Raw genomic sequence first — 25,900 nt, forward strand, 5'->3', positions numbered from 1 at the left:
ACAGCCAGCCTAGCCTCCACGCGGCTCGGCGCGGCCTCGGCGGCGGGCGGACGGGCGCTCAGCCGTGCGCGCCGGGGTCGTCCCTCGGGCCGAAGGCGATCGGCAGCGTCGGCGCGTCCTCGCCGGCTACCGGCCGCTCGCGCACCTCGGCGCGAGGAACCGGCCGCGACGGCGGTGCCGGCCGCCGGCCGGGCAGCACCGTGATCGCCGCGGCCCAGGCGTCGGCCTCGTCGATCGCCCACAGCGACGTGCCGAGGCGACGCGTCCGGCCGGCGACGAGGCGGCCCATCGCGCCGAACCCGACGAGCGCGACGAGCAGGGAGGCCAGGACGCGGGCCGCGCCGGCCGCGTCGCTCGCCGCCACGTACAGCAGGTAGCCGGTCAGCGCGCCGAGCACGGCGAGCTCGGCCGCCGAGCGCAGCGCGACCTCGCGCACGACCGCAGCCGAGCGGCGTAGCGCGCCCCTCGCCGCCTCGGCGAGGTGCGCGCGTCCGGCGAGACGGCCGACGGGCTTCTCCCCCGCGAGGACCGAGCGCCAGACCTCGCCCTGCGCCCGCAGGGACTCGACGTCGTCGCCCACGATGTCGCCGCCCGCGACCGCCCCCGGGCCGGCCGCGAAGCGCTCCCGCCAGCGCGCCAGGGAGGCGGCGACCGCAGCTGCCGCGCCAGGCGCGAGGAGCGGGTCCGCGTCCTGCAGCCAGCTCGTGGCGAGGACCGCCTGCCGGGGCCCGAACGCCGCCGCGAAGTCGCCCACAGACAGCGTGCCCCAGCACAGGTCGTGGAGGTAGCGCCCGAGGTTGAAGGCGCTCGCCAGCCTCGGCTCGTCGACGAGGAGGCGGGCGAGGAGGGCGAGGTACAGCTCGCGCACCGCGCCGACGAAGCCGCGCTGGTCCGCCCAGGCGCGGCGCAGGTCGTCGGTGGAGAGCTCGACGCGCAGCACCGGTGCGATCCTCGCCAGCTCGCCGTCGACCTGCTCGAGGGCGAGGGGCACCCGCTCCGCGGAGGCGAGGTCCTCCAGGCCGGGGAGGCCGGGACGAGGCGCCCCTCCCCGGTGCAGGAGCGGGCCGCACAGGTCGGCGAGCAGCCAGCCGAGCTGGAAGGCCGCCCCCCCGAGGGGCCGGGCGTGCGCCGCGTCGAGCCGGGCGCCGCCTGGCGGGGCCGTCTGGTCGGTCACTCGATCCATGCCGAACCTCCCTGCCACCGGCCACCGCCGCCCGCACCGGTCGGCGGGGCCGCGCCGAGCCAAGGATGTCACCGGCTCGGCCCGCGCCGCCAGGGGCTGCGCCGGCCGAGCCTCGTACCGACCGGCCGGCCTGCGACGACGCGACCTGCCCGGCGCGAGCGCTAGCGGAGCTCCTCGTCGTCGTAGGGCTCCGGGCGCGCCTGCTCGAGCGCGTCCGCCTCGGGCACCTCGGCGGCGATCGCGGGCGGCCACGGCGGCGCAGCCTCCTCGGCGACCGGCTCGAGCTGCTCGAGCGCGTCGGCCTCGGGCACCTCCGGCTCGACGTCGAGCCCGGGAACGCCGGCGACCGCCTCGTCGGCGCGCTCCTCCTCGCCCGGGGGCTCGAGCCCCGTCACCGGCCGAAGGTCCCCGTAAGCGTCCCGCTGGCGAGCACGTGCTCACGCACGAGGAAGCGCAGCAGCGCGTAGGTCGTCCGCTCCCCGGCCTCGAGCGCGTCGACGTCGAGGGCGTAGACGGTGAAGACGTAGCGGTGCGGGGGCCCGGGCGGCGGCGCCGGGCCGTCGTAGCCGCGCTCGCCGAAGTCGTTGAGGCCGTCGATCCCGGGCTCGGCGCCGACCGCCTCGGGCAGCTCGAGCACCGAGGCAGGGAGGTTGAAGCGGACCCAGTGGCTGAAGCCCACGCCCGTCGGCGCGTCCGGGTCGTGGCAGGTGAGCGCGTAGCTCCTCGTCCCCGCCGGTCCGGGGCTCCAGGCGAGCTGTGGGCTGCGGTTCTCCCCGCCAGCGCTCGTGTGGACCGCCGACATCGGCAGCACGCCGCCGTCGGCGAACTGCCGGCTCGTCACGCTGAGCGTCTGCTCGGCCATCACACCCTCCCCTCGTCCCAGCGGCGGCACCGCCTGGCCGGCGGGCGCGCGCTCAACCTAGCGCCCCGGGCGGCACGCCACCGGCGCCGCTGCCGTCGCTGTCGGGCGGCGACGAGCCGGCCTCGCCGGCCGCCCCGGCCGGGGCGCCCGCCACCCCGACCGTGTAGGCGGTCATCGAGAGGGATCCCATCGTGCAGCCTTCGACGAGGACCTCGGCGCGCTCGCCACGGGCCGCGGCGATCCCCGCGACGTACAGGAGCGGGAGGAAGTGGTCGGGGGTCGGCGCAGCGAGGTGGAAGTCGGCGTGCGCCGACAGGCCGGGCGCCTCGCTCGGGCGCTGGGTCATCACGGCCCTCGCCGCCTCGTCGAAGCGCAGCGCCCAGTCGAACGCCGCCTCCGGACGCCGCCAGGCGAGCGCGCGGAGGTTGTGCACGACGTTGCCGCTCGCGAGCACGAGCACGCCGCGCTCGCCGAGCGCCGCGAGGCGGGACCCGAGCTCGAGGTGGTACTCGGGGGGCTCGAGGGCGTTCACGGAGAGCTCGAGGACGGGCACGTCCGCCTTCGGGAAGAGGTGGCACAGCACCACCCAGGCGCCGTGGTCGAGCCCCCAGCCGTCGCGCGCCAGCCCGACGCGCGCGGGGCGGGCGAGCGCAACGACCTCCTCCGCGACCTCGGGCGCGCCCGGCGCCGGGTACTCGAACGCGAAGAGCTCGGGGGGGAAGCCGTAGAAGTCGTGGATCGTGCGCGGCCGGGGCATGGCCGTCACCGCTGTGGCGTCGACGTACCAGTGCGCCGAGACGACGAGCACGGCGCGCGGGGGCGCCTCCAGCGACGCCCCGAGCGCGCGCCACGCGGCCGTGTAGCGGTTCTCCTCGATCGCGTTCATCGGGCTGCCGTGCCCGAGGAAGGCAGCCGGCTGCCGCCGCGGCCTGGTCACCTCGTCCACCAGTCCTCCCCCAACCCACCGGCGCCGCCCGCCGCGTCGAGCTCCACCGTACCGGGCCGGCGCCAGCCACCCGCTCAGTCGACGCGCGCCGACCAGCCGCTGAAGCGCCGGACGTCGACCGCCAGCACCGGGCCGGGCGGCGGCTGCTCGCGGTACTGGGGGTAGCGGGCGGCGAGGAGCGCGAGCGCGCCGGCGCCCTCCTCGGCGCCGGCGTCGACGAGGCGGGCGACGCCGTCCGCCCGCGCCCACCACAGGGCCGACCAGTCCTCCTCGTAGTGGTCGACGAGGAGGGCGACCGCGGGGTTCTCCGCGACGTTGGCGAGGCGGCGCAGCGACGCGGACCGCTTCGGCTTGGCGTCGACGGCGCTGTAGATGCAGTCGCCGGCCAGCGCGAAGACCACCGGGACGAGGTGCGGGCGCCCCGACGCGTCGGCGCTCGCCAGGCGGGCGACCCGCGCCGTCGCGAAGCGCCGCCGCGCCTCGGCCGGGCTCACGGCGCCGCCGCCTACTCGCCGTGCAGCTCGGCGATCGCCGCCTCGAAGCGCTCGAGCTCCGCCTCGACTCGCGACCTGCCGGCGGAAGGCAGCCAGCGCACCGCGCGGCGGAAGCCGGCGCGCTCGAAGACCTCGAGCACGCGTGGGTCGGCGGGGGCGGACATGAGGGTGCACTCGATCGGCCGCTCGGCCTTCGCCCAGATCTCCTCGGCGCGCTCGAGGATCCCCTCGGACGCGTAGTTCGGCAGCCACCCGTCGCCGTAGGCGAGGACGCGCTCGACGACCGTCGGACCGCGCCCCGCCACGAGGACCGGCGGGTGCGGCCGCTGCGCCGGCTTCGGCCAGGACCAGATGCGCTCGAAGGACACGTGCTCGCCCTGGAAGCTCGCCTCCTCCTCGGTCCAGATCGCCTTCAGCGCACCGACGCGCTCGGCGAGCACGGCACGGCGCCGGCGAGGGTCCGTGCCGTGGTTCTCCATCTCCTCCCGGTTCCAGCCGAGGCCGACGCCGAACTCGAGACGCCCGCCCGAGAGCACGTCGACGCTCGCCACCTCCTTCGCGGTGATGATCGGGTCGCGCTCGACGAGGAGGCAGACGCCGCTCCCGAGGCGGAGCTTGCTGGTCGCTGCCGCCGCTGCCGTCAGCGCCACGAAGAGGTCGAAGGTGTGCGCGTAGCGCCGGGGCAGCTCGCCACCGGCGGGGGGCGGCGTGCGGCGGCTCGCCGGGATGTGGGTGTGCTCGGGGAAGAAGAGCGACTCGAACCCGTGCTCCTCGACGAGGCGGGCGAGCGAGCCCGGGTCGATGGCGTCGTGAGTCGGGAACATCGCCACGCCGAAGTCCATGGGGCCTCCTGTGCGAGCTACCGCGCCGGACGCGCGCGGCCGAGGCTAGCGACTGCGCCCTGGGTCTGGTCGCTCGGCGCACAATCCACTGCGATCACGTGCCGTGCAGCTACACTCCACCAGGCTCTACGCCAGAGGGGATGCATTGTTCTGCTCGCAGTGCGGTGCCGAGCTGCCGATCGCGGCCCGTTTCTGCCCGGGCTGCGGCGCTGCAGCGCCGACGACCGGCGAGGGCAGGGACGCCGCTGCGGCCAGCGGCGGCACCGGTGCGCTCCGCTTCGACCTGCGACGGTGGACGCTCGGGGACCTGGTCGTCGCGGCCGCGACGCTCGTCGCCTTCCTCGCCCTCTTCCTGCCGTGGTACAGCTGGTTCGACAGCTTCTCGTCCACCTCCTACAGCGAGAGCGTCCTGAGCGGCCACGCCTGGACCTACCTCGTGCTCCTCGTCGACCTCGCCCTCCTCGCCTACCTCGCCGGGCGTGCCCTGTCCGTGCGGGTCCGGCTCCCCCTCCCCCACCACCAGGCGGTCGCCCTCGCCACGGGCTTCAACGCCCTGCTCCTGCTGATCGCCTTCGTCGCCGTCCCCGGGGCAACGTCGTGGTCCTTCGGCGCCTACCTCGGCCTCCTCGCCGGCCTCGCGGCGCTCGCCGGCAACGCGAGGGCTCTCCGCCGGGCACCGGGCGCGCTGCGACCGGCCGCGCGTGCCGCCACGGCGACCGGCCACTGCCCGGCCTGCCACGCGCCGCGTGGCTCCGGCGACGTCTGCGCGTCGTGCGGCGCACCGCTCGACGCGCCCGGCTGAGGCGCTGCCCCCCTCCCGCTCCGGTCCCTCTCAGCCCCCGGGCGGCGCTCCTCCCGCCTCGAGGCCGGCCGGAGCGCGCGCCGTCGCCTGGCGGCGGAGGACGTCGCCTGCCACCTCGAAGAGCAGCACGAGGAAGAGGACCGGGAGGGCGAAGCGGAACAGGGCGTCCTGCGTGATGGCCTCCGGCTCGAACAGCGACTCGGCGGCGCGGCCCGTGGCGGTGACCTTCTCCGCCGAGTAGAAGAGGACGTTGCCGGCGAGCAGGATGGCGTAGCCGTAGACGGCGAGCAGGCGCGTCGCCCGTGGCAGGTGCGCCGTGGACCGGTTCGTGAGCGACTCCCCGGACATCGCGACGTCCCAGGTCACCGCGACGAGGAGCACGATCGCGGCCCAGATGCTGATGCGGCTCGCGGACAGCGCGCGCCCGTAGAGCCAGTACATGCACCGGAGGGCGGCCACGGCGGCCTCGAGCGCCACGACGCCCGCGACGAGGCGGCGCCCGCGCGCGCCGGCGCCCCACCCCGCGGCTCTCGCCACGGCGAGGACCCCGAGGCCGAGGACCCCGCAGCCGAACACGGTCCCGGCGACGTCGAGGGAGGGGAGGTGGACGTGCGCCCCGAACAGGTAGTGGCCGATGTCCGTCGCGAACACCGCCGCGTCGAAGAGCGCGACGAGGACGAGGAGGAGCGCCCCCCCGACGAGCTGGGGCGCCGCACGCCGTCGGCGCAGCGCCACGAGCGCGACGGCGGCGGCGGCGAGGGCGGCGGTGAGGCCCGTGTCGAGCGCGAGCTGCTTGTCCTGCGACGCCTGGCTCGAGGCTGTCTCGGCGGGCGGGGGCAGCGCGGCCGGACGCTCGCCGAAGCCTCGGAAGGAGTGGACGACGGCCAGGAACAACGGACGCGCGCCGGCGAGGGTGAAGCCGCCGTGCACCTGCGCCTCGATCACGTAGGTACCCGGCGTCGGCCGGTCGAAGGGCTCGACCCACAGGACGCCGCGCAGCGCGGCCGCCGTGAAGTCGGCCACCTCGAGGTGCCCGACGACGCGCGCCGGCCCCGCGTCGAGCTTCAGCGTGCGCGCGATGAGCGGGAGGTCGGCGGGCACCGGGACCTCGAGCGCGAGGACGCGCTCGAAGCCGCCCCTTCCGTCGTAGTTGGAGACGACGACCGCCGCGTCCCCGAGCCGCCGCACCGCCCACCCGCGAGGAACCTGGAAGCTGAACGCGGTCGAGCCCACGCCGGCGCGGACGACGACGACGTCGGCTCCCGCTGCGAAGGTGCCGGACGGGGTCGTCAGGCTCGGCGCCGCGACGTGCGACAGCCCGCCGCCGAGCCAGAGGGCGAACGGGGGCACGAGCACGGCCGAGACGGCCGAGACGGCCACGAGCGTCGCGAACGAGAGCTCTCTCGGCCGCGCCCGAGCCCGGAGGAGCACCCCGATCACCGCCGTCCCGGCGAGCACCACCCCGAGGAGCACGGTGCCGCGCAGCGCGTGGAGGGCGAGCTCGGGCCAGCGCGGACCGCCGGCCGCCATCTCGAAGCCGCCGAGCACGCTCGTCGCCGCGGCCGTCGCGGCCGCCAGGAGCCACAGGCGCCACGTCGAGGAGCCTGCCACCGACACGAGCCGGCGACCGACGAGCTCGCCCCACTCGCCGAAGTCGACGGCGGCTACCTGGAGGATCGGGTACATCAAGAAGACGAGGAAGCCGAGGATGAGCGAGATCACCGGCCCGAAGAGGTTGAGCCCACCGATCGTCGGCGAGGCGACGCGCTGCGAGAAGAAGTACCCGGCCGTGAGGAGGCTGAAGGCGGCGAGGAGCCCGAGGCGCGCCCGGCGGGCACCCGGGGCGCGCCCGGCGCGCGCCTCGAGCGCCTGGACGGCGAGGGCGAGGGCGAGGATGACGGCGAGCAGCCCCCGCGCCACCCAGGGTGCCCAGCGCGGCAGGGTCGCCATGAGGTCGAGGCCGCCGATGAGCTGGCCGAACGAACCCGTGTAGAGGCCGACGAGGAAGAGGAGGAGGAGCATCGTCGGCACGGCGACGCGTGCGCTCGCGGTGGCGACCGCCGTGAAGACGTAGCCGAAGCCGATCGAGACGAGCGCGAGCACGGCGACGAAGACCGGCGTCGCCATCATCGTCGGGGCGCCGTTCGACGTGCCGAGCGGGACGCCCGCACCCCCGACGTCGCGCAGGACGACGAAGGCGCAGGTCGCGAGCACGGCCGCGAGGGCCCCGGCGCTCGCGACGCGAAGCGGCCGGTCCATCGTGCGCACCGACAGTCGGCGGTCGGCGAACAGGCGCCGCAGCGACACGGCGGCGTGCTCCTCGAGCGCCTCGGCCTCCTCGACGAGCTCGGCACCCTCCTCGCGCAGCTGCGCGGCGACCCGTTCCCGCTCCACGCGCCTACCACTCCTCTCGCGCGCCGGTCCCCCCGGCGACCTGCTCGCCGCTGCGCGCCGACGCCTCGCCTGTCACCGTCGTCTCGGGCTCGGCCACGGCGGAGCGCAGCCCGGCCCCCTCCCCCCCGAGGCGGGCGAGCCGGTCGCGCAGCTCGCCCACCAGGCTCGCCAGGGCCGCGACCTCGGCGCGAAGCTCCGCCTCGGGGCCGGTTCGCTCCTCGGCTCGCACGAGCCAGGCGGCGAGGCTCGCCGTGACCGTGCCGAGCAGGCCGACCCCCGCCACCATGAGCAGGGTCGCCGCCGCCCGTCCGGCGGGAGTCACCGGGAACAGGTCGCCGTAGCCGACGCTCGTCACCGTGGCGATGGCCCACCACAGCGCGTCCCCGAAGGACGTGATGGTGGCGTGCGGCGCTCCCCGCTCCAAGTCGAGCTCGACGAGCGAGCCGACGAGGACGAGGCCAGCGGTGACGAGCCCGGCCCAGGCGGCGGTCCTCGCGGCGAGCCGGTGGCGCGACCGCCCGCTCGCCGAGGCGACGCTCGCGCCCGTCCGCACGAGGCGATCGAGGCGCAGCGCCCGCGCCGTGCGCACGATCCGCAGCGGGCGCAGGATCGGGACGGCGACGAGCAGGAGGTCAGGGACGTGCGTGCGCACGAAGTGCCACCGGTCGGGCGCCAGCGCGAGGAGCAGGCCGTACTCGAGCGCGAAGCAGGCCCAGACGACGTAGTCGCCGACGTCGAACCAGCTGCGCACCGACGGCGCGAGGTGCGGTTCGACCACCGGGACGACGAGGAGGGGGACGAGCGCGAGGGACAGCACGAGCATCGGGAGGTCGAGCGATCGCTCCACGCGCTCGTAGAGGTACGCGCGCGCCGCGACCTCACCCGGCGTGCTCACGGGCGAGCCCGACGGTCGTTCGAACGCCGCGCCCCGCTGCACCGCCACGGACCTCACGCCTCAGCGCGCGCGCGTCTCCTGGACGTGGCGTCCGGACGTCACGCCGGCTGGAGGAGTGAGTTCACCATCTGCAGGACCGAGGAGGAAACGCTCTTGAAGTCGCTCGCCGAGTCGGAGAAGGCGACGACGAAGGCGTTCGCCCCCGTCTGGGCGTCGAGGAGATCGAAGAACTCCCCGGCCACCGGCTGGGTCCCCTGGTTGGTGGACAGCGTGCCGGTAAATCCCTGGGCGATGGCCGCCTGGAAGTTGACGTTCCCGCCCAGGTGCTGGACGCCGGTCGACCCGGTGATCGTCACGTTGGTGATCGCGCTGAGCGACTGGAGCTCCGCATCGAGGGCGGCGCCCGGGTCCGAGGCGCTCGACTGGTCCAGGTTGACGAGGCACGCAGCCTGCGGGCTCGCGTAGGTGAGGACGAGCGGCGGTCCCTGGTTCGCCACCGACCACCCGCTGGCGAGCACGAGCGCCACGCCGTTGCCGAGCGGGATCGCTCCCGACGAGCCACCCGGCGCCGGCGAGGTGGACGGCGGTGCGGTCGTCGGCGGCGCAGTGGTCGGCGGCGCGCTGGGCGGCGGCGCAGTGGTCGGCGGCGCGCTGGGTGGGGGCGCGCTGGGTGGGGGCGAGGTGGCCTGCGTCGTCGGCAGGTTGGCCACGGGTGCCGCGTTCGTCGGCCCGCCGCGCAGGAAGCCCAGGTAGACGACGAGCCCGGCGAGGACCACGATCACCGCGGTCACGATCGCGAGGGTCCGCGGGGAGAGCTTCGCGCCCTCGTGCCGCGGCGGCGGGGGCGTGGCCGCGGGGTTCGCGTCGACCGGGGGAGGCGTCGAGGTGGTGGTCATGGTCCCGACCTTTCGTCGTGTCGTGGGCTAGCGGTCTTCGGCCAGGGCCGGCGCGGCCGACCAGCGGAGGGCACCCTTGGGCAGCGTGGCCACGGACACCCCGCAGGCCACGCAGAAGGCCGCCCCGTCGAGCAGGGGCATCCCGCAGTTCTCGCAGACGTCCCCGGCGGCGGAGCGCACGAGGGTGCCCCGTCCCTGGCGCACCGCGTCGATCGCCTCGTCGACGAGCGCACCGTGGACGGCGTCGCGCACGGCGACGAGGCCAGCGGCCGCGAGGACTGCGGTGAGGAGGAAGCTGAGGGTCACGCCCCGCCCCCCGTAGGGCGCGAGGAGGACGACCTCGAGGTCGAAGAGCACGATGAGCGCGAGCCCGGTGATCGAGGCCCAGAGGCGCCGGCTCGCGCCGCGCCGGCCGAGCAGGCCGAGCGCGATCAGGGCTGTGCCGGCCGCGTAGAGCACCGGCTTGGCCAGACCGAGGGTGATGGCGACCAGCGTGTCCTGGGCCGGGTTCGTCGCCGACAGGCCGATCGACTGGAACGCGCCGTGCTGGATGGCGACGCTCTCGCCGAGCGAGAAGGCGGTCCCCACGACGGCACCGAAGTTCACCGCGTCGACCGCGTGGGCGAAGGCTGGACGGCGCAGCAGGCCGAGGGTGAGCACCCCGAGGATGGCCGCGGCGATGGCCGGGAGCGCGACGCCGAGCTCGAGGACCGTGCCGGCGGGCGGCAGGTCGTGGGAGATGCTCGTGAGCAGCGAGGGCGTGCCCCAGTGGACGGCGAGGATGCCGGTCCCGATCCCGAGGCCGAGCGCCGCCAGGAACACGGCGCCGAGCAGCGCCGGGCGCACGTCGATCCACACGTCGTGGTCGTGCTGGTAGAGCAGCACCACCGTGGGGAGGGCGATCGCCGCGCACACGAGGGCCACGGCGAGCGCCCCGAACGCCCCGGCGACGATCGTCGCCACGAGCGCGAGCGCGAGCGCGGCTCGGTAGGCGGCGTGGCGGTGGCCGGAGACGTGGGGGAAGAGCGTGCTCACGAGCGCGAGCGCGCGGACCGGCTCGGCCGGGTGCGCCGCGTAGTGCGCGGCGCGCGCCCGCGACGACCCGAGCGGCTCGCCGCAGCGGTGGCAGAAGCGGGAGGCAGGGGGGTTCGCCGTCGAGCAGCGGGGACAGGTCATGGGCGTATCTCCCTCGGGTGGGTGGGCATCGACGAGACCCCGGTCACGGCGCGCGCTCGCCGGGCCACAGCACGCTGTCGATCGATGGGTCGGCGAACAGCGCGGGGAACACGTCGGCGATGGCGGGGTGGTAGATCGAGCCGGCGAGCGCCGGCTGGCTGAAGTCGACGTACGGCCCGTCGGCGACGACGACGACGGCGAGTCCGGCGCGCACCGCGGCGAGCACGACGAGCCGGAACCGCTGCCCGTTCCCTGCGCCCGAGTTCGGGTAGTAGTCGTAGGCGGCGCCGTACCCCGCCTGGTAGCCGACGCTCGCATTCGGCACCACGTAGGCGAGCTGGGCCCCAGGCGCGATCTGGTTGGCGACGTCGGCGACGACCTGGTCGGGCGAGGTGGCCGTCTTCATCGCCGCGAACTGCAGCTCGCCGCGGTAGGTGCCAGCCGGCGTCGAGCTGTCGGGGAAGCCGGCCCCGTTCTCGTAGTCGAGCTGGAGGACGCCGCCGCTCGTCGAGACCGAGGACGCCTGCCAGTAGCGCACGGAGAAGCCCGTCCTCGGGTCGACGAAGAGCGTGCCGCTCGTCACGGGACTGCCGACGGGCGCGTGGACACCGCAGACGAGCTGCCGACAGGTCATCGGTGGCCCGAGGCGGGTGAGCACGGCGACCACGACGAGGAGGCCGACGAAGCCGGCGAGGCCGCCGAGGAGGAGGGCGAGGAGCCGCCGGTGGCGCAGGCGGGCGGTCGCGTCCACCCGGTCGGGCGCGGCCGCCGGGAACGCGCAGGTCCCCGCGCTCGCACCGGGCACGGCGAGCCGCCAGCCGCCCGGCGTGGGCCCCGTCGTGGTGCTCACGGCTCGCCCGCTCCGATGCGCGCGAGCTCGTGGCGGCGGTGCGCCTTCGCCGTGGCGTGGGTCGCGACCCCGCACTGCGGGCAGAAGGGCATCGCCGGCCGGATGTGGTGGCAGCTCGGGCAGACGACCGGTGGACCCACCGCGAAGTCGTGGTCTTCGTGCAACAGGAGGTGGTGGAGCCCGACGCGGGCAGCGACGACGAAGGTGGCGATGGCGCCGAGGTGGACCGCGATGAGGGCGAGGTCCCCGAGCCGGGCGAGATCTGCGAACCCGAGACCGACGTCGACCGCCAGCGCGACGGCGAGGGCCACCAACGGCGAGGTGAGCCAGCGTCCGCCGGCGCTCGAGCGGGCGCTTCGGCGGGTCCAGGCGGCAGCACCGACGATCCCGGTGGCGAGCGCGCCGACGAGCGGCACGCCGAGGCCGCGGATCGCCGCCTCGGCGAGGGTGGCGGTGACCGGCTCGTGGGCGAGGATGCCGCCGGGCAGCCGACCCGCGAGGTCGACGATCGTGGCGGCGAAGGTGAAGCCGAGGGCGCCCGACGCCGCGATGACGAAGCCGTCCAGGGACTCGGGGTGGCGCGAGCGGCGAGGCACCATCACGGCGAGCGGGGCGAGCATGAGGAGCTGACCGACGATCGGCACGACGGTTGCCGCCAGGAGCGACTCGGTGCTCGTGAGCGACGCCGACAGGGCGGGCAGCAGCGCTCGCGCCACGTACGGCCCGCCGAGCTCGGCCCAGGCGACCCCGAGGCCGCCGCCGAGGCCGAGCGTGACGAGCGAGGCGACGAGTGCGTCGTCGCCGTAGTGGCCGGTCTCGTGGACGTAGAGCTGGAACAGGAGCGGGATGCCGAGCGCGCTCACCGCGACGAGCGGCACCTCGAGACCGGCGACGGCGAGGACGAGGAGGAGGAGGCCGATGGTGCCGACGGCGATGCGGAACGGCGCGAGCGAGCGCCGGCTGAGGTGGGGGAAGAGCGAGGTGACGACCGACAGCCGCAGGATCGGCTCGTCGGGGGCCGCCGCGTACGCATGGGCGCGGCGAGCCTGCGCCTGGGCGCCACCGGGGTGCGTGAGGTGTGCGCCGCACCTGCCGCAGAAGTGGCCGGCAGGCACGACCGTCCCGCAGTGCGGGCAGACGACCGTCGGCAGCTCGGGCAGGGACGGGATCGCGTCGCTCATCTTCCACCCCGCTCGATCTGGAGGAGGTACTGCGCGAGGGCGGCGACGTCCGGCGAGCCGAGCCCGGTGACCGGGTCGTAGCCCGGCCCCGCGGCGTAGAAGTCGTTGCTCCCCACGGTGACGTCGTGGAAGGGCGGCGGCGAGAGGCGGTGGTCGTTGGCGAGCTCGTAGAGGACCGGGTTGGCGAAGCCGATCGGCTTGGCGCCCGACGCCGCGAGGTACTCGTCGATCAGCGCGGTGAACCCGGCCCACACCGGCGCGGCGAGCGACGTCCCGCCGCCGGTCTCGCCGCTCCCGCCGACGACGATCGCGTTCCCCGTCGTGGGGTCGGCGACGGCGGAGACGTCGGGCACCTCCCGGTACGGCGACTGCCCCACACCGGTCCCGACCTGCCAGGAGGGGCGAGGGATCACCGTCGAGACGCCGCCACCGGATCCCTGGGACATCATCGGCATCGACCACACCGTCTCGCCGAGGTAGTCGCCGCTCGTCGTCACGCTCAGCGACGTCCCGCCGACGCCGGTGACGGCCGGGAGCACCGCCGGGTACCAGACTCCTTTGCCCGAGGACACCGAGTCCTCCCCGAACTGGCCGCAGTCGGAGCCGCCGGTGTCGCCGCTCGACGCGAAGACCGTGGTCCCGGTCGACTCCGCGCTCGCCACCGCGTCGTCCATCGCGGCGAGGTCCGTGCTCGACACCGCCTGCTCGCAGCTGCCGAGGCTCAGGCTCCACACGGCGCCGGGGAACCGCCGCGCCGCGTCGGCGAAGGCCGAGGCCAGCGCGGCCGAGAACTGCGCGTCGGTGGCCGTCCCGACGTCACCGATGTTGTAGTAGACGAGCCTCGCGCGGGGGGCGATCTCGTGGACCGTCTCGATGTCCATGTCGGCCTCCCCGAGCGAGCCCGACCCGCCCGGAGCGATGCCGTTGACCGTGGCGACGTCGAAGGGCGGGAGGCCGAACCTCTTGGCGAACTGGTTGAGGTCGGCCTGGGAGAAGGGCGTGAACTCGAAGAAGACCACCGTCTCGCCCTGGCCCTGGTCCCCCCGCTGGATCAGGGGCGTCGCGTCGTAGGCGCGGTCGAGGCCCGTGGGCGTGAGGCCACCGTCGGGCACGTAGGCGGTGACGGGTCGGCTGTAGGAGCTGATCCGCCCGATCCCCGCGAGCACGCTGTGCAGTGCGGGGGGCACCTTCGGGGCCTGGAGGCTGGCGTAGAAGCGCTCTCCGCTGCGAGCCGAGAAATCGTGCACGGAGACGCCGAATTTGACACCGAGCGTGGTCGGCGGACCACTCAGCGTGGCCCACCGCTGTCCGGGGAACCAGTGAGCCAGCAGCCCGTTGCCCGACGCCCACCGCTCGAGGCGCCGCGCGCTCGAGGGCGGCCACCCAGCCAGCGTGACGAGCACCTCGGCCGCGCGTGCACGGCTCGGCCCGAGATCCTCGGAGGTGGCGAGCAGGCGCTGCCACGCCGATCCGGCGGGCGCGTGCTGTCGGGCTACGGCGCTCGAGCGGACGGCGGCGACGCCGACGAACGCGACGAGCACCGCGCAGAGCGCGCGCGAAGCGCGCGGGGTGGGATGCTGCATCCCTACTGACAGTGACCGGTCGCGGTCACAGCACTCGAACGGCTGCCGACCCCCCTGCCGCCTTGCCGGCCACGCTCGCACCGGAGCGCGGTCGCGACCACGAGCGACTCCACGCAGCCCTCCCTCCAGAGCTCTGGCCGCGCCTCGCAGATCTCGGCCCGGCTCTAGCGGTCGGCACGATACCAGCGGCCGCGTCCTCCTTCAATCACCTTGTTCAATCGTCGTTCAAGCACTCCTCGCAGGATTGCCGCAGAGTCTCGACAGGCCGGGCGCAACTCGGTACGCTCCCGCCCATGGCGCCCCTGCGCGAGAAGCTGGCGGCACGAGTCCAGCGATTCCTCGAACCCGGCGAGCGCGTGGAGCACGTCTTCCTGGCGCAGTCCGGCCCGAATCCGAACCTGACCTTCCTCACGTTCCTCACGCTGCTCGTCACGAAGTTCAGGATCGTGGCGGTGACCGACCGGGCGATCGTCGTGCTGCGCGCCGGCTGGCGCCAGACGGTCCCGAAGGGCGTCCTCGACCGCCTGCCGCGCACGACCCAGCTCGGCCCGGCGACGGGCGCGCTGTGGTCGCGCCTCAACCTCGGCGACGGGAGGCCGACGTGGGTGCACCGCCGTTTCTACGGCGACGTCGAGGCGGCCGACGCGCAACGGGGATCGGCGCAGCCTCCGTCGGGCGCGCCCGCCGGCACGGCGTGACGTGACGCTCGAGAGCGCCGGCGCCTCGCGCGTCTGCTTCGGCCGGCTCGCTCGGACGAGGACGTCGATCGCCTGCCGCGCGCCGGCTTCGGTCTCGACGGTCCGAACGACGCGTCCGGCGTGCTCCACCGCGACCGCCGGCGAGCGGTCCGACACGATGCCCTCGGACCCGTACGCACCGAGGAGTCCTGGAGGTCCGCCGTAGCCCTCGGTGAGGATCGACGCGTCGTGACCGATGAGAGCGTCGTGCCTCCGGGCGCGACCGCGCCGGTGAGGCGGGCCAGGTCTCGAGGTCGGCTTCAACGCACTCGACCACGACGCGGCGCGCGGCCGCGAGACGGTGTGCCGTGGAGAGCGCAACCGACGAGGAGTCAATGGCGGTGACCCGCGAGCCCCGGCTCGCCGGCCAGAGCGCAGTGCCTGGCTCGAGGTCCCTCACCTGCTTAGGGGAAGCGGTTCGGTTCTGCTCCCCCGACGAGCTCGCTCGCCCGGTAGCGCTCATCCGACGCCCGCCGGTCCACGCCGGAACGCCACCCCGCCCGCACCTTGGCCCTCGGGCGCCGTGTGCGACGCCGTGGAGTGCCTTGCCGTCGACGGGCCTGACCGCCGGAGGCGCGCACGAGCGCACGTCGGCTCGTCCAGCTTCGCGTGCGCGCGCTCGTCGGCCCCCGCAGCGAGCGCACGCCCGAGGAGGGGATCGCCTCGCTCGTATCGCTCGCCGATGCGATGCCCGGTCGGCTCGTCGTCGGCCTCGCCCTCGCCTCTTCGCTCCCCGCCCGGCGCCGCGGCGCGGCGCCGGCGAGGCCGCAGGCCCGTGGGACGTCCTGCGCCCAGAGGGCGAGCAACCGCTCGCGAGCTGCCGGTCGGCCTTCTACGGTCGGCGCGAGCCGTGAGGACGTACCCGTCCGCCGTACCCGCGTTGTTCCAGCGGATCCCGCGGCGCCAGGTCCTCAACTCGCAGTCCGTCTCCCACGGTCGAAGGTGCGGCGCCGTCGCAGCCGCCGGTCGGCGGGACCGTCCGTGCCTCCCGTTGCTCCGGCGCACCGGCTGCAACATTGACACTCCGAGGCCCGCGGCGCACGGACCCTCGTCGAGGTCTACCCGCGCGTCCTTCAAGCGCCGGTCGCGTGCGGCGCCCGGCGCAGCGCGCCGCCGACCTCGAGACAGCGCCCCCGTCGCTGCCCGGCCGCCCCGCCGATCACCCCTCGCGAGCGAGGACGCCGCCGACTCGGCCGTGTCGGCCCTCGCCCTGTCGCGCCGTGCCAGCACCGTCCACGCGACCGCGATCGACGAACCATCCGTCTCGCGGGCACGATCGGGGCGTCACCGGCCCCGAGCCAGCAGGACGTGCACCAGGCGGGGACGGGTGGTGGCCGTGTCCGCACCGACGCGGCGACGAGCGCGCCCTCAGGGCCAGGCGAGGCGGGCCACCTCGGCCACGAGCTTGAGCTTGGCTCGCTGGTCGGCTTCGCTCAGCGGGTTGCCGGCGATCTCGGAGGCGAAACCGCACTGAGGAGAGATCGCGAGTTGCTCGCGCGCGAAGTGGCGCGCCGCCTCGTCGATGCGGCGCAGGAGCGCATCGGTCCGCTCGAGCTCCGGTCGCTTCGTCGTGACGAGCCCGAGGACCGCCACCTTGTCGTCGGGCAGGTCGGCGAGCGGCTCGAAGGAGCCGGAGCGCTCGTCGTCGTACTCGAGGAGGAACCGTTGGAAGGCGGTCGCCCGCCTGAAGACGGCCTTCGAGATGGCCTCGTAGCCGCCGCTGCTGCGCCACCTGCCCCGGCTGTTGCCGCGGCACAGGTGTATGCCGAAGGTGACGCCGGGCACGCCCTCGACAATCCGGTTGAGCAAGTCGACGCCGTCGGTGAGGATCCGGTCCGGATCGGCACCGGCATCGGCGAAGAAACGGCGGCCCTCCTCGTCGACGAGCTTCGCGAGGTCCGGGGCGTCGATCTGAATGTAGGTGCACCCGAGCGCCGCGAGGGCCTCCACCTCGGCGCGGGTGACCACGGCGAGATCTTCGTAGAGCTCGAAGGTGTCCGGGTAGACCGACGGCGTGTAGCGCGGATGCCACAGCAGCGTCAGGGTCATGGGACTGACGAGCGTCACCTTGACGGGCCTCGCGGCCCGCGCCCGGGCGTACACGAACTCCTCGGTGACGAGCGATCGGCGGGGCCGCACCCTGCCGGTGACGGCGAGGGTCCACTCCGCAACCTGCTGCTCGTCGGACCCGCCCTCCCCGTGCCACACGACGCGCTGTCCCGGCTCGGGCGTCCGGGTGATGCCCTCCACGGCCTCGGCCACCGAGTCGATGAAGATGCTCCGCCGCAGCTCCCCATCCGTCACGACGTCGACGCCGGCCTCCTCCTGCAGGGCGATCGCGTCGTCGACGGACCGGTCCTCGATCCGCTTGAACGCCGCCGCGCTGAGGCGACCGGCCTCGTAGGAGGCTCGTGCCTGCTTCAGCGCCGGCGAGCGCAGGAGCGAACCGACGACCTCCGCCCGGTAGCTAGCTGCCATGCCCAGACGCCCTCCTGCACTCGGTCGACGGCCGCCGCCGGCTCGACGGCGTTGGGGATGCACCGAGCGCGCTCGTCGGCGGTCCACCGCCCGCGCGTCCTCGCGCCCAGTACCTCGCGATGCCAGACGGGGCGGGAGAGCGGCCGTACGACGACGCACCCGGCGCACTCGCTCGTGGCGAGGCACCGTCGCTGACGGGCGCTGCAAGGGGTGGCACGAGCCCTCTCGTCCCTTCGGGATGCGAGCACACCGCAGCGTAGTAGAAGGCGCCTGGCCGGCGCCCTCGTGTCAGCTCGTCGGTGGGTCCCACCGGCCGGAGTGCGAGCGATGCAGTCCCCTCCGCGTCGGCGCGCCTCGGTCGTGCGCCGACGCGTCGAGGGACGTCGTACCGGGCTCCTGCAGGCGGGCGGGCGCGACGGCGCGTCGCGACGCCGCCCTGCCAGGCAGGCCCGCACTACCCGGGCGACGAGACCGGCGCATCGACCAGCTGCCACGCGAGGAACGCCACAGCGTGGACGCGGCGGTCGGCCGTCGCACGGAACCAGCCCTCGCGAGAGCAGGCGAGAGCAGCGGCGCGGCTCCCCTCGGCACGCACGCGGGGAATCGGGACGACACCATGGCCTCGGAGGACTGGCGGCCGGCACCCGACGTCGCCGCGTCGCCCAGGTCGCCAGGCGCGCCTTGCCGGACGCACGCGACGAGCACGCAAGGTCGGCGTCGCAGGTACCGGCCGAGGTCGCGCGCCGCCCGGCTGCCGGCGACGCCGACCACGAGCCGAGCGACCGGCAGGTCCTGCGGTAGCCCGCGACCGCGACGCTCGCGCCGGGCGGCACGCCGCTCCCCCGGAACGTCGCGGCCGCGCGTGGCGCGGCGCTATCGTGGACCCGCCGGATGAGGCTCCGGCGGGCGACCGGGTTCCGGTCGCTCGAACCGCCACCAGGCTGATGGCCTCTACGCACGGACGTTCGTGTCGTGGAGGTGGCGGTGGCGGTAGACCTGGCGCCGGTCGAGATCCAGGCCCTCCAGGTGCTCACGATCGCCGCGTGCGCGCCGCTCGTGAGCGGCGCGATCGCCCACCTCGAGGCCCGCCTCCAGGGACGCCGCGGGCCGCGGATCCTCCAGCCCTACTACGACCTCTCGAAGCTGTTCCACAAGGAGACGCTGATCCCGGCCGATGCGAGCTGGGCGTTCGTCGTCGGCCCCCTCCTCGCCTTCACCTGCTACCTCGTCGTCCCGCTCCTCATCCCGGTGCTGACGGCCTACCCGCTGCCCTTCGGCTACCTGGGCGACATCCTCGGCGGCGGGTTCATCCTGGGCCTGGCGGGATTCGCCCTGGCGGTGGCCGCCGCGGAGACCGGCAGCCCCTACGCCCAGCTCGGCAGCAGTCGCGCGATGAGCTTCGGCGCGCTGATCGAGCCGTCGATCCTGTTCGTCACGTTCACGGTCGCCCTCGTCACCACGACCGACCTGCCGTACTTCGAGGCGGCAGCGGCTCGCGCCTCGCTCGGCCAGGCGCTCCGCCCCGCGCACCTGCTCGCGGCGATCGCCTTCTTCCTCGTCGTGCTCAGCGACACCGGGCGCATCCCCGTCGAGACGCACACGGGCACCCTCGAGTTCGGGATGATCGACGAGGCACGGACGCTCGAGCACTCCGGCCCCCTCCTCGCGCTGGCGAGGTGGGGGTCGGCCATGAAGCAGCTGATCCTCTACACGATCCTCGTCGACGTCTTCGCTGCACCCTGGGGCCTCGCCGGCACGACCGCGCTCGGAGCAGTCCTCGTCGCCATCCCAGTCCTGCTCGCCAAGGCGCTCGGCGTCGGCGCGATCTTCGCCGTCCTCGACAACAGCTTCTCGAAGCTGCGCCTGTTCAAGATCACCGAGTTCATGGCGGGGGCCTTCCTGGTGGCGGTGCTCGCCGTCCTGGCCCTGTACCTGGGGGGCGGCTAGTGCCCGCCCTCGGCCTCCTCGGCGCGGCGACGTTTGCTCCCCCCGCCCGATCGGGAGGCGCCGACGCCATCGCGCTCGTCGTGCTGCTCACCCAGTTCGCCATGCTGCGCGCGCCGTTGGCGCGCTCGCAGGTGCGCCTCTACGCGTGGCAGTCGACGGCGGTGAGCGCGCTCGCCATCTTCCTCGCGTCGACCCGGCACGCGCCTGACCTGTACGCGCTCGCCGCGCTGTCCTTCAGCCTCAAGGCGGTTCTCGTCCCCCGCGTCGTGCTGCGCCTCCTGCGAGACGCGCCTGCCGACGTCGCGACGAGCAGCCGCCTCGGCGTCGCGACGACGGTGCTCGTCGCCCTGGCGCTCTCGGTGTTCGGGTTCTTCGTCGTGGGCAGGGTGCCGATCGGCGGCGGGTCGCTGCCCGCTCCCGCCCTCGGCATGGCGGCGGCCGTCGTCCTCGTCGCCTTCCTCCTCGCCGTCGTGCGCGCCGACGTCGTGTCCCAGGCGGTGGGCTTCTTCTCGCTCGAGAACGGGGTCTCGGTGGCAGGCCTCGTCGTGGCGAGCGGGCTTCCGCTCCTCGTGGAGGTCGCGTTCCTCTTCGACCTGCTCGCCGCCGCCGTCGCCTTCGGGATCTTGATGCGAGCACACCACAGCCGCGCCAAGACGCTGTCGGCGGACGTGCTCGGCCGGCTGCGAGGGTAGCGGTGAGCTGGGACCTCTTCGCCGTCGCGATCGTTCCGGTCGCGGCCGCCGTCGCCTGCTGGCTCGTCCCGCCGTCGGCAGGACGAGCCCTGACCGTCACGAGCGGCGCGGCGAGCTTCGCCCTCACCCTGCTGCTCGTGCCGGCGAGCTCGGTGACGGCTGCAGGGGGCTGGCTGCGAGTCGACGCCCTCTCGACGGTGTTCCTCGTGGCCGTGAGCTTCCTGTACGCCGCCACGGGGCTGTTCGCGCTCGGATACCTACGGCCGGCGGGCCATCGCGACGCCCGGGCGCGCTACAGCCGGCGATTCTTCGCCGGCCTGAACCTGTTCGCCTGGTCGATGTCGATGGCCCTCGTCGTGAACGAGCTCGCCCTCCTCTGGGTTGCGATCGAGGTGACGACGGTCGTCTCGGCGCTGCTCGTCGCCATCGATGAGACGGACGTGGCGACGGAGGCCGCCTGGAAGTACCTGCTCCTCGCCTCCATGGGCCTCGGAGTCGCCCTGCTCGCGACCGTGGTCATGTACGACGCCGGCAGCGTTGTCCTCGGGGGCTCCTACGACCTCTTCTACCCGAAGCTGCTCGCTGCAGCCGGGCGCTTCCCGGCGCAGGCGGTGCGGCTGTCCTTCGTGCTCGCCCTCCTCGGCTACGGCACCAAGATGGGGCTCGTCCCGATGCACACGTGGCTCCCCGACGCGCACTCCGAGGCGCCGACACCCGTCTCGGCGCTGCTGTCGGGTTCGCTGCTCGCCGTGAGCTTCTACGCCATCCTGCGCTTCTACCAGATCGCCGTCCGGGCCATCGGACCCGCGTTCCCCCGCGGCGCCCTGCTCGCCTTCGGCGTCGCCTCCCTCGGCCTCGCCGCTCTCTACCTCGCCGGGCAGCGGGACCTGAAGCGGCTCCTCGCCTACTCGAGCATCGAGCACATGGGCGTGCTCGCCGTCGGGATGAGCTTCGGGGCCCCCGTGGCGGTGGTCGGCGTGCTCCTCCACGTGCTCGCACACGCCGCCGCCAAGGGGACCGCCTTCTTCGGTGCCGGAAGCGTGCTACGCAAGTTCGGGACGAAGGACATGACCCGCATCCGAGGCGGGCTGGGCGCCCTCCCCTGGAGCGGCCCGATGCTGGTGCTCGCCGTGCTCGGCCTGTGCGCCCTGCCGCCGTCGGGGATCTTCCGCAGCGAGTTCCTCATCGTCTCCGGCGGCTTCGGCGACCCCGCGGACGCGGCGACGGCGGTCCTCGTCGTGCTCGTGACCCTCGCGAGCCTCGGTCTCACCTGGCACGCCTCGCAGACGATGCTCGAGGCGACGCCGGGGGGCGTCGTACCCGGCGAGACGAGCCGTCTCATCGTGGCTGCGATGCTCGTCGGACTCGTGGCGCTGACGCTCCTCGGCCTCCACCCGCCGGGCCAGCTCTCGGACCTGCTCACTCGGGCCGCGCGCGAGCTCGGGAGCGGCACGTGAGCGCCGTCGCGACCTCGGCGCGCGTCGCGGCCGGGGAGCTGGCCGAGACCGTCGCCGACGAGGTCCGCGCCGGAGGGCGCTTCGCCGGCCTGTTTGCGACCGGCCGTGCGGGCGGCTCGACGACGCTTCGCGCCGTGGTGGCGCGCGCTGGCTCCTTGGTGCTCACCGAGGCCGAGCTCGGCCCGGGCGAGTCGCGCTACCCCGCCCTCACACCCCTCGTCCCCGCCGCCTCCTGGTACGAGCGCGAGATCCATGACCTCTTCGGCATCGAGCCGAGCGGCCACCGCCGGCTCGATCCCCTCGTCCTGCCGCTTCGCGCCGGCTGTCACCGTCCGCGGCCCGGCGACCCGGCCGGGACGGACCGCATCGAGCTCGACGTTGCCCCGCTGCCAGCGCACGTGCGCGGCGAGGGCGTGTTCACGATCCCCTACGGTCCGGTGCGCTCGGGGGTCTTCGAGAGCGTCGAGTACCTCGTCGAGACGCGAGGCGAGGAGATCTCCCACCTGCGCACCCGCGTGTACCACAAGCATCGGGGCCTGGACCGTCGCTTCAGCGAACTCGGCGTCGACGACGCGCTCCTCCTCGCGGAGCGCGTCGAGGGTACGGCCGCGGTCGCTCACGCCCTCGCCTTCAGCCAGGCCATCGAGGAGCTCGCCGGGATCGAGCCGCCCCGGTCCGCGCAGCTCCTGCGGGTGCTGCACGCCGAGCTCGAGCGCGTCGCGGTGCACCTCGACTCCGTCATCCGCCACGCTGAGGGCGCCGGCCAGGCGGTCGCCTACGCCCGGATGTCGCGACACCGCGAGGAGCTGCTCCGGCTGCGCGCCCGCCTGTGCGGCCACCGCTTCGGGCGGGGGGTCGTCGTCCCGGGCGGCGTGACCGGACCGGCGCGCGCCGAGCCCGAGCAAGCCTTGGCGCACGTGAACGCGCTCGAGGCCGCGATCGCCGAGGACGCGCGGGCGCTCATGGCAACGCCCTCGTTCCTCGACCGGCTGCGCGGGACCGGGGTGCTGCCTCGCGACGTCGCGGCCGCGCACGGCGCCCTCGGGCCGGTCGGGCGCGCCTCGGGCCAGGGCGAGGACGTGCGCGTCCAGCGACCCTACGGCGCCTACCGCCACCTCGGCTGCGAGCCCGCCGCGACCGACGCCGAGGGCGACGCGCTCGCGCGGCAGCACGTCCGGCTCGCCGAGATCCGGCAGGCCTTCCACCTCGCGCGTCAGGCGCTCGAGGAGCTGGTGGACGGCGCGAGCTCGACGTGGCGAGTCGCCGTCCCCCCGGTGAGCGGCGTCGCCGTCGCCTCCGTCGAAGCGCCCCAGGGCGAGCTCCTCTACCTCGTCGAGGCGGAGGGGGGCAGGCTGGCACGGGTCAAGCCTCGCTCCGCCTCCTTCCACAACCTCGCACTGCTCCCACGGGCATTCGGCGGCGACATCTTCACGGACTTCGTGTTCATCGAGGCCAGCTTCGGACTCTCGATCGCGGGGGTGGCCGGCTGATGGCCTGGGTCTGGCGCGGCCTGCGCGACGGCATCGTCACGACGCGCTACCCGCGTCGCCCCGACGACTACGGCGAGGGCTTCCACGGCACGATCGTCGTCGTCGACCACGGCATCGCCCACGGCGACGCGAGCCACCGCGCGGCGGCGAGCGCCGCCTTCCGCTGCCCGACCGGTGCGATCGCCGAGTCGGGAGGGGAGGTGCGCGTCGATCGCGGACGCTGCATCCTCTGCGGCCGGTGCGTCGCCGCTCGGCCCGACGTCTTCGCCTTCTCGAGCTCGCTCGAGGCGGCGGCGGTCGCGCGCACGGCCCTCGTCGTCCCGCAGACCGAGGAGGACGACGGCGCGCTCGTCGCGGTGCGTGAGGCGCTCCAGCGACGGGTGCGGGCCCTGCGCAGGTCGATCCACGTCCGCCACGTCGACGCCGGCTCGGACGGCTCGGAGGAGTGGGAGGTCGCCGCCTTGACCAACCCGATCTACGACGTCCAGCGCCTCGGGATCTTCTTCACCGCGTCGCCGCGGCACGCCGACGTGCTCCTCGTCACCGGCGCCGGCACCCTCGCCATGGCCGAGCCGTTGCGCGCGACCTTCGAGGCCATGCCGGATCCGAAGGTCGTCATCGCCGCGGGGACCGACGCAACCAGCGGCGGCCTCCTCGCTCCTTCGTACGCGACCTCGGCGGGCGTCGATTCGGTCGTCCCGGTGGACGTCTGGGTGCCCGGTTCGCCGCCCAGCCCGTTCAGCCTGCTCCACGGCATCCTCCTCGGCGTCGGCCTGCTCGGGAGCTCGAGGCCGCGATGACCGAGGCGCTCCTCGTCGCGGCCGCCCTCGTCCTCGCGCTCGGCGCAACCTTCGACCTCGCCAGTCGGTCCCGGCGAGGGTGGCGGCGCACCCTCCCCTTCGCCGCCGGCGCGGCGGGCAGCGCCCTCGCGACGGCAGCGGGCGTGGCGATGGTGCTCGGCCCGGCGCGCACCGCCGAGCTCGGCTCGGCGCTCGGCACGGGGGCGACCTCGCTCCGGCTCGATCCGCTGGCCGGCCTCTTCCTCACCCTCGTCGGCGGTCTCGGCGTCGCGGTCTCGGCCTGCCTCGTCAGCTGGTGCGGACCGGCCGGGCGTGTCCCGGCGCGTGGCACCGGTGCCTCCTACCTGCTGCTCCTCGCGGCGGCGGGCGGCACGATCCTCGCCGGGGATGCCTTCACCTTCCTCTTCGGCTTCGAGGCCCTGACCCTGGCGTCCTACCTCCTCGTCGGCTCGGGAGGGCGCAGCGGACGGGTGCGGTCGGCCTGGGCGACGCTCGGGGCCGGCAAGCTGAGCGGGGCGGCGCTGCTCCTCGGGCTCCTCCTGCTCGCCGCGCAGGCGCACGACGGCGCCTTCGCGTCCTGGTCTCGGCTCCCCTCCGGCGCGGGGCGCGACGCCGCCTTCGCCCTCGTCGTCGTCGGCTTCGCCGCGAAGGTCGGGCTCGTCCCGTTCGAGGTGTGGATCCCGCTCGGCTACCCCGGTGCGCCCGGTCCGGTACGCGCCGCGCTCGCCGGGGTCGCGGCGAACGTCGGCTTCTACGGGCTGTGGCGCTTCCTCGGCCTGCTGGGTCCGCCGCCTGCCTGGCTCGCCGTGGCGCTGCTCGTCCTCGGAGGAACGAGCGCGCTCCTCGGCAGCGCCTTCGCCAGCGTGCAGTCCAGGCTCGACCGGACCATCGCCTACTCGAGCGTCGAGAACGCAGGCCTGATCACCGTCGGCTACGGCGTGGCCCTGGCCGGAGGCGCCACGCGCAACGTCGAGGTCGTCGCGGCCGGGCTCGTGGCGGCGACCCTCCAGGTCCTCGCCCACGGCGTCGCCAAGTCGTCGCTGTTCGCCTCGGCCGCCTTCTTCGAGGCCGACTTCGGCACCGAGGAGCTCGAGTCGCTGCGCGGCATCCACCGGAGCCACCCCGTCAGCGCAGCTGCCTTCTCGCTCGGCTCGGTCACCTTGGCCGGGCTGCCACCGACGATCGGCTTCGTCTCCGAGTGGTTCATCCTGGAGGCGCTGCTGCAGCAGTTCCGGATCCACGACCTGGCGCTGCGCCTCGCGATGGCCCTCGCAGCCGCGCTGGTGGCGCTGAGCGTCGGGGTGGCGCTGCTGTGCTTCGCCCGGCTCCTTGGCCTCGTCGTCCTCGGGCGCCACGACCGACGCCGGCGCGCCAGCCCGCCGCTCGACGGCGGCGCGGCGGGGCGAGGCGGCCTCCTCCTCCTGGCATCGGCGTGCCTCGGGCTCGCCGCGGCGGCACCGTGGGTGCTGCGCTTCGTCGCCGACGGCCTCGCTCCCGTCGTCCCCCGAACGGTGGTGCTGCGCGCGCTCAAGACGCCTTGGGTGATCCAGCCCGTCGTCTCGGGATTCTCGAGCCTGTCGCCGTCGTGGCTCGCGCTCGTCCTGCCCGCCGGCTTCGCCGCGGTGAGCCTGGTGGCGCTCGCGCTCTCGCGCGGTAGCCTGGCCCGTCCCAGGCGGGTGCCGGCGTGGCGCTCGGCGACGCCGGGCGTCGCGGGGCCGACCGGCTACGGCGCCTTCGGGTACGCGAACATCCTGCGCTACGTGCTCGCGAACGTCCTCGGCCCGCGGCACACGGTTGCGGCATCCACGGACGCCCTCGAACCTGCTGGAGCCGCCGGATCGGCCCACCTCGAGGTGCGCACCGACCTCGTGGAGCCTGTCGAAGCCCACCTCTACCGACCTGCGCACGCGGCGTGGCTGCGGCTGGCGGCAGCCGCGACGCGGCTCCAGTCCGGCCACCTGTTCGCCTACGTCGGGTACCTCCTAGGGGTGCTGTGCACGCTGATCGCAATCGTCGCGGCCATGCGGTAGGGGAGGGCGCGGGGCGAACGGGCAGGAAGCCGTTCGGACCCCTCCTCGTCGGCTTCGCTGGATGGAGGGACCTGCTCGGGCGCTTCGCGCCACGAGGACCCTCTCGGGGCGCTCCGCGTGCAATGACGGCGGTGATCGTCGCGTCGGTCAGTCACGGCTCGAGGC

General features: G+C 74.7%; 22 protein-coding genes. 8 read left to right on the forward strand and 14 right to left on the reverse strand.

Features of this window, described 5'->3' with window-relative positions; translation table 11 throughout:
• Positions 1–58: 58 nt before the first annotated feature.
• The 6 genes from VKV23_10500 to VKV23_10525 all read right to left on the reverse strand — a co-directional run bounded on the left by VKV23_10500 (position 59) and on the right by VKV23_10525 (position 4,327).
• Positions 59–1,183 carry a hypothetical protein gene (locus tag VKV23_10500; GenBank protein ID HLI16463.1) on the reverse strand — a complete coding sequence of 375 codons (1,125 nt, stop codon included), beginning with the start codon at positions 1,181–1,183 and terminating at the stop codon, positions 59–61.
• A 161-nt stretch (positions 1,184–1,344) separates the two neighbouring features.
• A complete protein-coding gene (locus VKV23_10505; GenBank protein HLI16464.1) occupies positions 1,345–1,578 on the reverse strand; it encodes a hypothetical protein in 234 nt (77 codons plus the stop codon).
• Positions 1,575–2,045, reverse strand: a complete 471-nt coding sequence (locus tag VKV23_10510; GenBank protein HLI16465.1) for a YbhB/YbcL family Raf kinase inhibitor-like protein — start codon at positions 2,043–2,045, stop codon at positions 1,575–1,577. Before VKV23_10510 ends, VKV23_10505 begins: the two co-directional genes overlap by 4 nt.
• A gap of 52 nt (positions 2,046–2,097) precedes the next feature.
• Positions 2,098–2,982 carry a 4,5-DOPA dioxygenase extradiol gene (gene ygiD, locus VKV23_10515; protein HLI16466.1) on the reverse strand — a complete coding sequence of 295 codons (885 nt, stop codon included), beginning with the start codon at positions 2,980–2,982 and terminating at the stop codon, positions 2,098–2,100.
• An 83-nt stretch (positions 2,983–3,065) separates the two neighbouring features.
• The gene (locus tag VKV23_10520; GenBank protein ID HLI16467.1) at positions 3,066–3,485 is read right to left on the reverse strand and encodes a TIGR03668 family PPOX class F420-dependent oxidoreductase; all 420 of its coding nucleotides are present in this window, start codon (positions 3,483–3,485) and stop codon (positions 3,066–3,068) included.
• Between the two features lie 11 nt (positions 3,486–3,496).
• Positions 3,497–4,327, reverse strand: coding sequence for an LLM class F420-dependent oxidoreductase (locus VKV23_10525; protein ID HLI16468.1), 831 nt, complete (start codon positions 4,325–4,327; stop codon positions 3,497–3,499).
• Positions 4,328–4,430: 103 nt separating this feature from the next.
• Between VKV23_10525 and VKV23_10530 the strand changes: the two genes are divergently transcribed.
• Positions 4,431–5,129: a zinc ribbon domain-containing protein gene (locus VKV23_10530; protein ID HLI16469.1), complete on the forward strand. Its 699-nt coding sequence runs from the start codon at positions 4,431–4,433 to the stop codon at positions 5,127–5,129.
• Positions 5,130–5,159: 30 nt separating this feature from the next.
• On the opposite strand, the gene VKV23_10535 is transcribed toward VKV23_10530, so the two are convergent.
• The 7 genes from VKV23_10535 to VKV23_10565 form a co-directional block, all read right to left on the reverse strand.
• On the reverse strand, positions 5,160–7,523 hold the full coding sequence (locus tag VKV23_10535) for a hypothetical protein (protein ID HLI16470.1): 2,364 nt from the start codon (positions 7,521–7,523) through the stop codon (positions 5,160–5,162).
• Between the two features lie 4 nt (positions 7,524–7,527).
• Positions 7,528–8,418 carry a potassium channel family protein gene (locus VKV23_10540; protein ID HLI16471.1) on the reverse strand — a complete coding sequence of 297 codons (891 nt, stop codon included), beginning with the start codon at positions 8,416–8,418 and terminating at the stop codon, positions 7,528–7,530.
• Between the two features lie 98 nt (positions 8,419–8,516).
• Complete coding sequence (locus VKV23_10545) at positions 8,517–9,314, reverse strand: hypothetical protein (GenBank protein ID HLI16472.1); 798 nt, start codon at positions 9,312–9,314, stop codon at positions 8,517–8,519.
• Positions 9,315–9,341: 27 nt separating this feature from the next.
• Positions 9,342–10,490, reverse strand: a complete 1,149-nt coding sequence (locus VKV23_10550) for a zinc ribbon domain-containing protein (GenBank protein HLI16473.1) — start codon at positions 10,488–10,490, stop codon at positions 9,342–9,344.
• Between the two features lie 43 nt (positions 10,491–10,533).
• Positions 10,534–11,340 carry a hypothetical protein gene (locus VKV23_10555; protein HLI16474.1) on the reverse strand — a complete coding sequence of 269 codons (807 nt, stop codon included), beginning with the start codon at positions 11,338–11,340 and terminating at the stop codon, positions 10,534–10,536.
• Positions 11,337–12,521, reverse strand: a complete 1,185-nt coding sequence (locus tag VKV23_10560) for a PrsW family glutamic-type intramembrane protease (GenBank protein ID HLI16475.1) — start codon at positions 12,519–12,521, stop codon at positions 11,337–11,339. The genes VKV23_10555 and VKV23_10560 overlap by 4 nt, the downstream gene beginning before the upstream one ends.
• Positions 12,518–14,062, reverse strand: a complete 1,545-nt coding sequence (locus tag VKV23_10565; GenBank protein HLI16476.1) for a S53 family peptidase — start codon at positions 14,060–14,062, stop codon at positions 12,518–12,520. The genes VKV23_10560 and VKV23_10565 overlap by 4 nt, the downstream gene beginning before the upstream one ends.
• 335 nt (positions 14,063–14,397) lie before the next feature.
• On the opposite strand from VKV23_10565, the gene VKV23_10570 reads away from it, so the two are divergent.
• The gene (locus VKV23_10570; GenBank protein HLI16477.1) at positions 14,398–14,802 is read left to right on the forward strand and encodes a hypothetical protein; all 405 of its coding nucleotides are present in this window, start codon (positions 14,398–14,400) and stop codon (positions 14,800–14,802) included.
• 1,407 nt (positions 14,803–16,209) lie between these two features.
• Here the strand turns inward: VKV23_10570 and VKV23_10575 are convergent.
• Positions 16,210–17,319 (reverse strand): cobalamin-independent methionine synthase II family protein, encoded by a 1,110-nt coding sequence (locus tag VKV23_10575; protein HLI16478.1) that lies wholly within the window; start codon positions 17,317–17,319, stop codon positions 16,210–16,212.
• A 984-nt stretch (positions 17,320–18,303) separates the two neighbouring features.
• Here VKV23_10575 and VKV23_10580 point away from each other — a divergent pair.
• The 6 genes from VKV23_10580 to VKV23_10605 are packed head-to-tail and all read left to right on the forward strand — an operon-like array spanning position 18,304 to position 25,735.
• Positions 18,304–19,266, forward strand: coding sequence for an NADH-quinone oxidoreductase subunit H (locus tag VKV23_10580; protein ID HLI16479.1), 963 nt, complete (start codon positions 18,304–18,306; stop codon positions 19,264–19,266).
• Positions 19,266–19,958, forward strand: coding sequence for a hypothetical protein (locus tag VKV23_10585; GenBank protein ID HLI16480.1), 693 nt, complete (start codon positions 19,266–19,268; stop codon positions 19,956–19,958). The genes VKV23_10580 and VKV23_10585 overlap by 1 nt, the downstream gene beginning before the upstream one ends.
• Positions 19,959–19,960: 2 nt before the next feature.
• Positions 19,961–21,415 (forward strand): proton-conducting transporter membrane subunit, encoded by a 1,455-nt coding sequence (locus tag VKV23_10590; GenBank protein HLI16481.1) that lies wholly within the window; start codon positions 19,961–19,963, stop codon positions 21,413–21,415.
• The gene (locus VKV23_10595; protein ID HLI16482.1) at positions 21,412–22,905 is read left to right on the forward strand and encodes an NADH-quinone oxidoreductase subunit C; all 1,494 of its coding nucleotides are present in this window, start codon (positions 21,412–21,414) and stop codon (positions 22,903–22,905) included. The genes VKV23_10590 and VKV23_10595 overlap by 4 nt, the downstream gene beginning before the upstream one ends.
• Positions 22,905–23,705: a ferredoxin gene (locus VKV23_10600; protein HLI16483.1), complete on the forward strand. Its 801-nt coding sequence runs from the start codon at positions 22,905–22,907 to the stop codon at positions 23,703–23,705. The genes VKV23_10595 and VKV23_10600 overlap by 1 nt, the downstream gene beginning before the upstream one ends.
• On the forward strand, positions 23,702–25,735 hold the full coding sequence (locus tag VKV23_10605) for a proton-conducting transporter membrane subunit (protein HLI16484.1): 2,034 nt from the start codon (positions 23,702–23,704) through the stop codon (positions 25,733–25,735). The genes VKV23_10600 and VKV23_10605 overlap by 4 nt, the downstream gene beginning before the upstream one ends.
• Positions 25,736–25,900: the final 165 nt, after the last annotated feature.

This window comes from Acidimicrobiales bacterium, from assembly GCA_035294085.1.
In the GTDB taxonomy this organism is placed as follows: Bacteria; Actinomycetota; Acidimicrobiia; order Acidimicrobiales; family Bog-793; genus DATGLP01.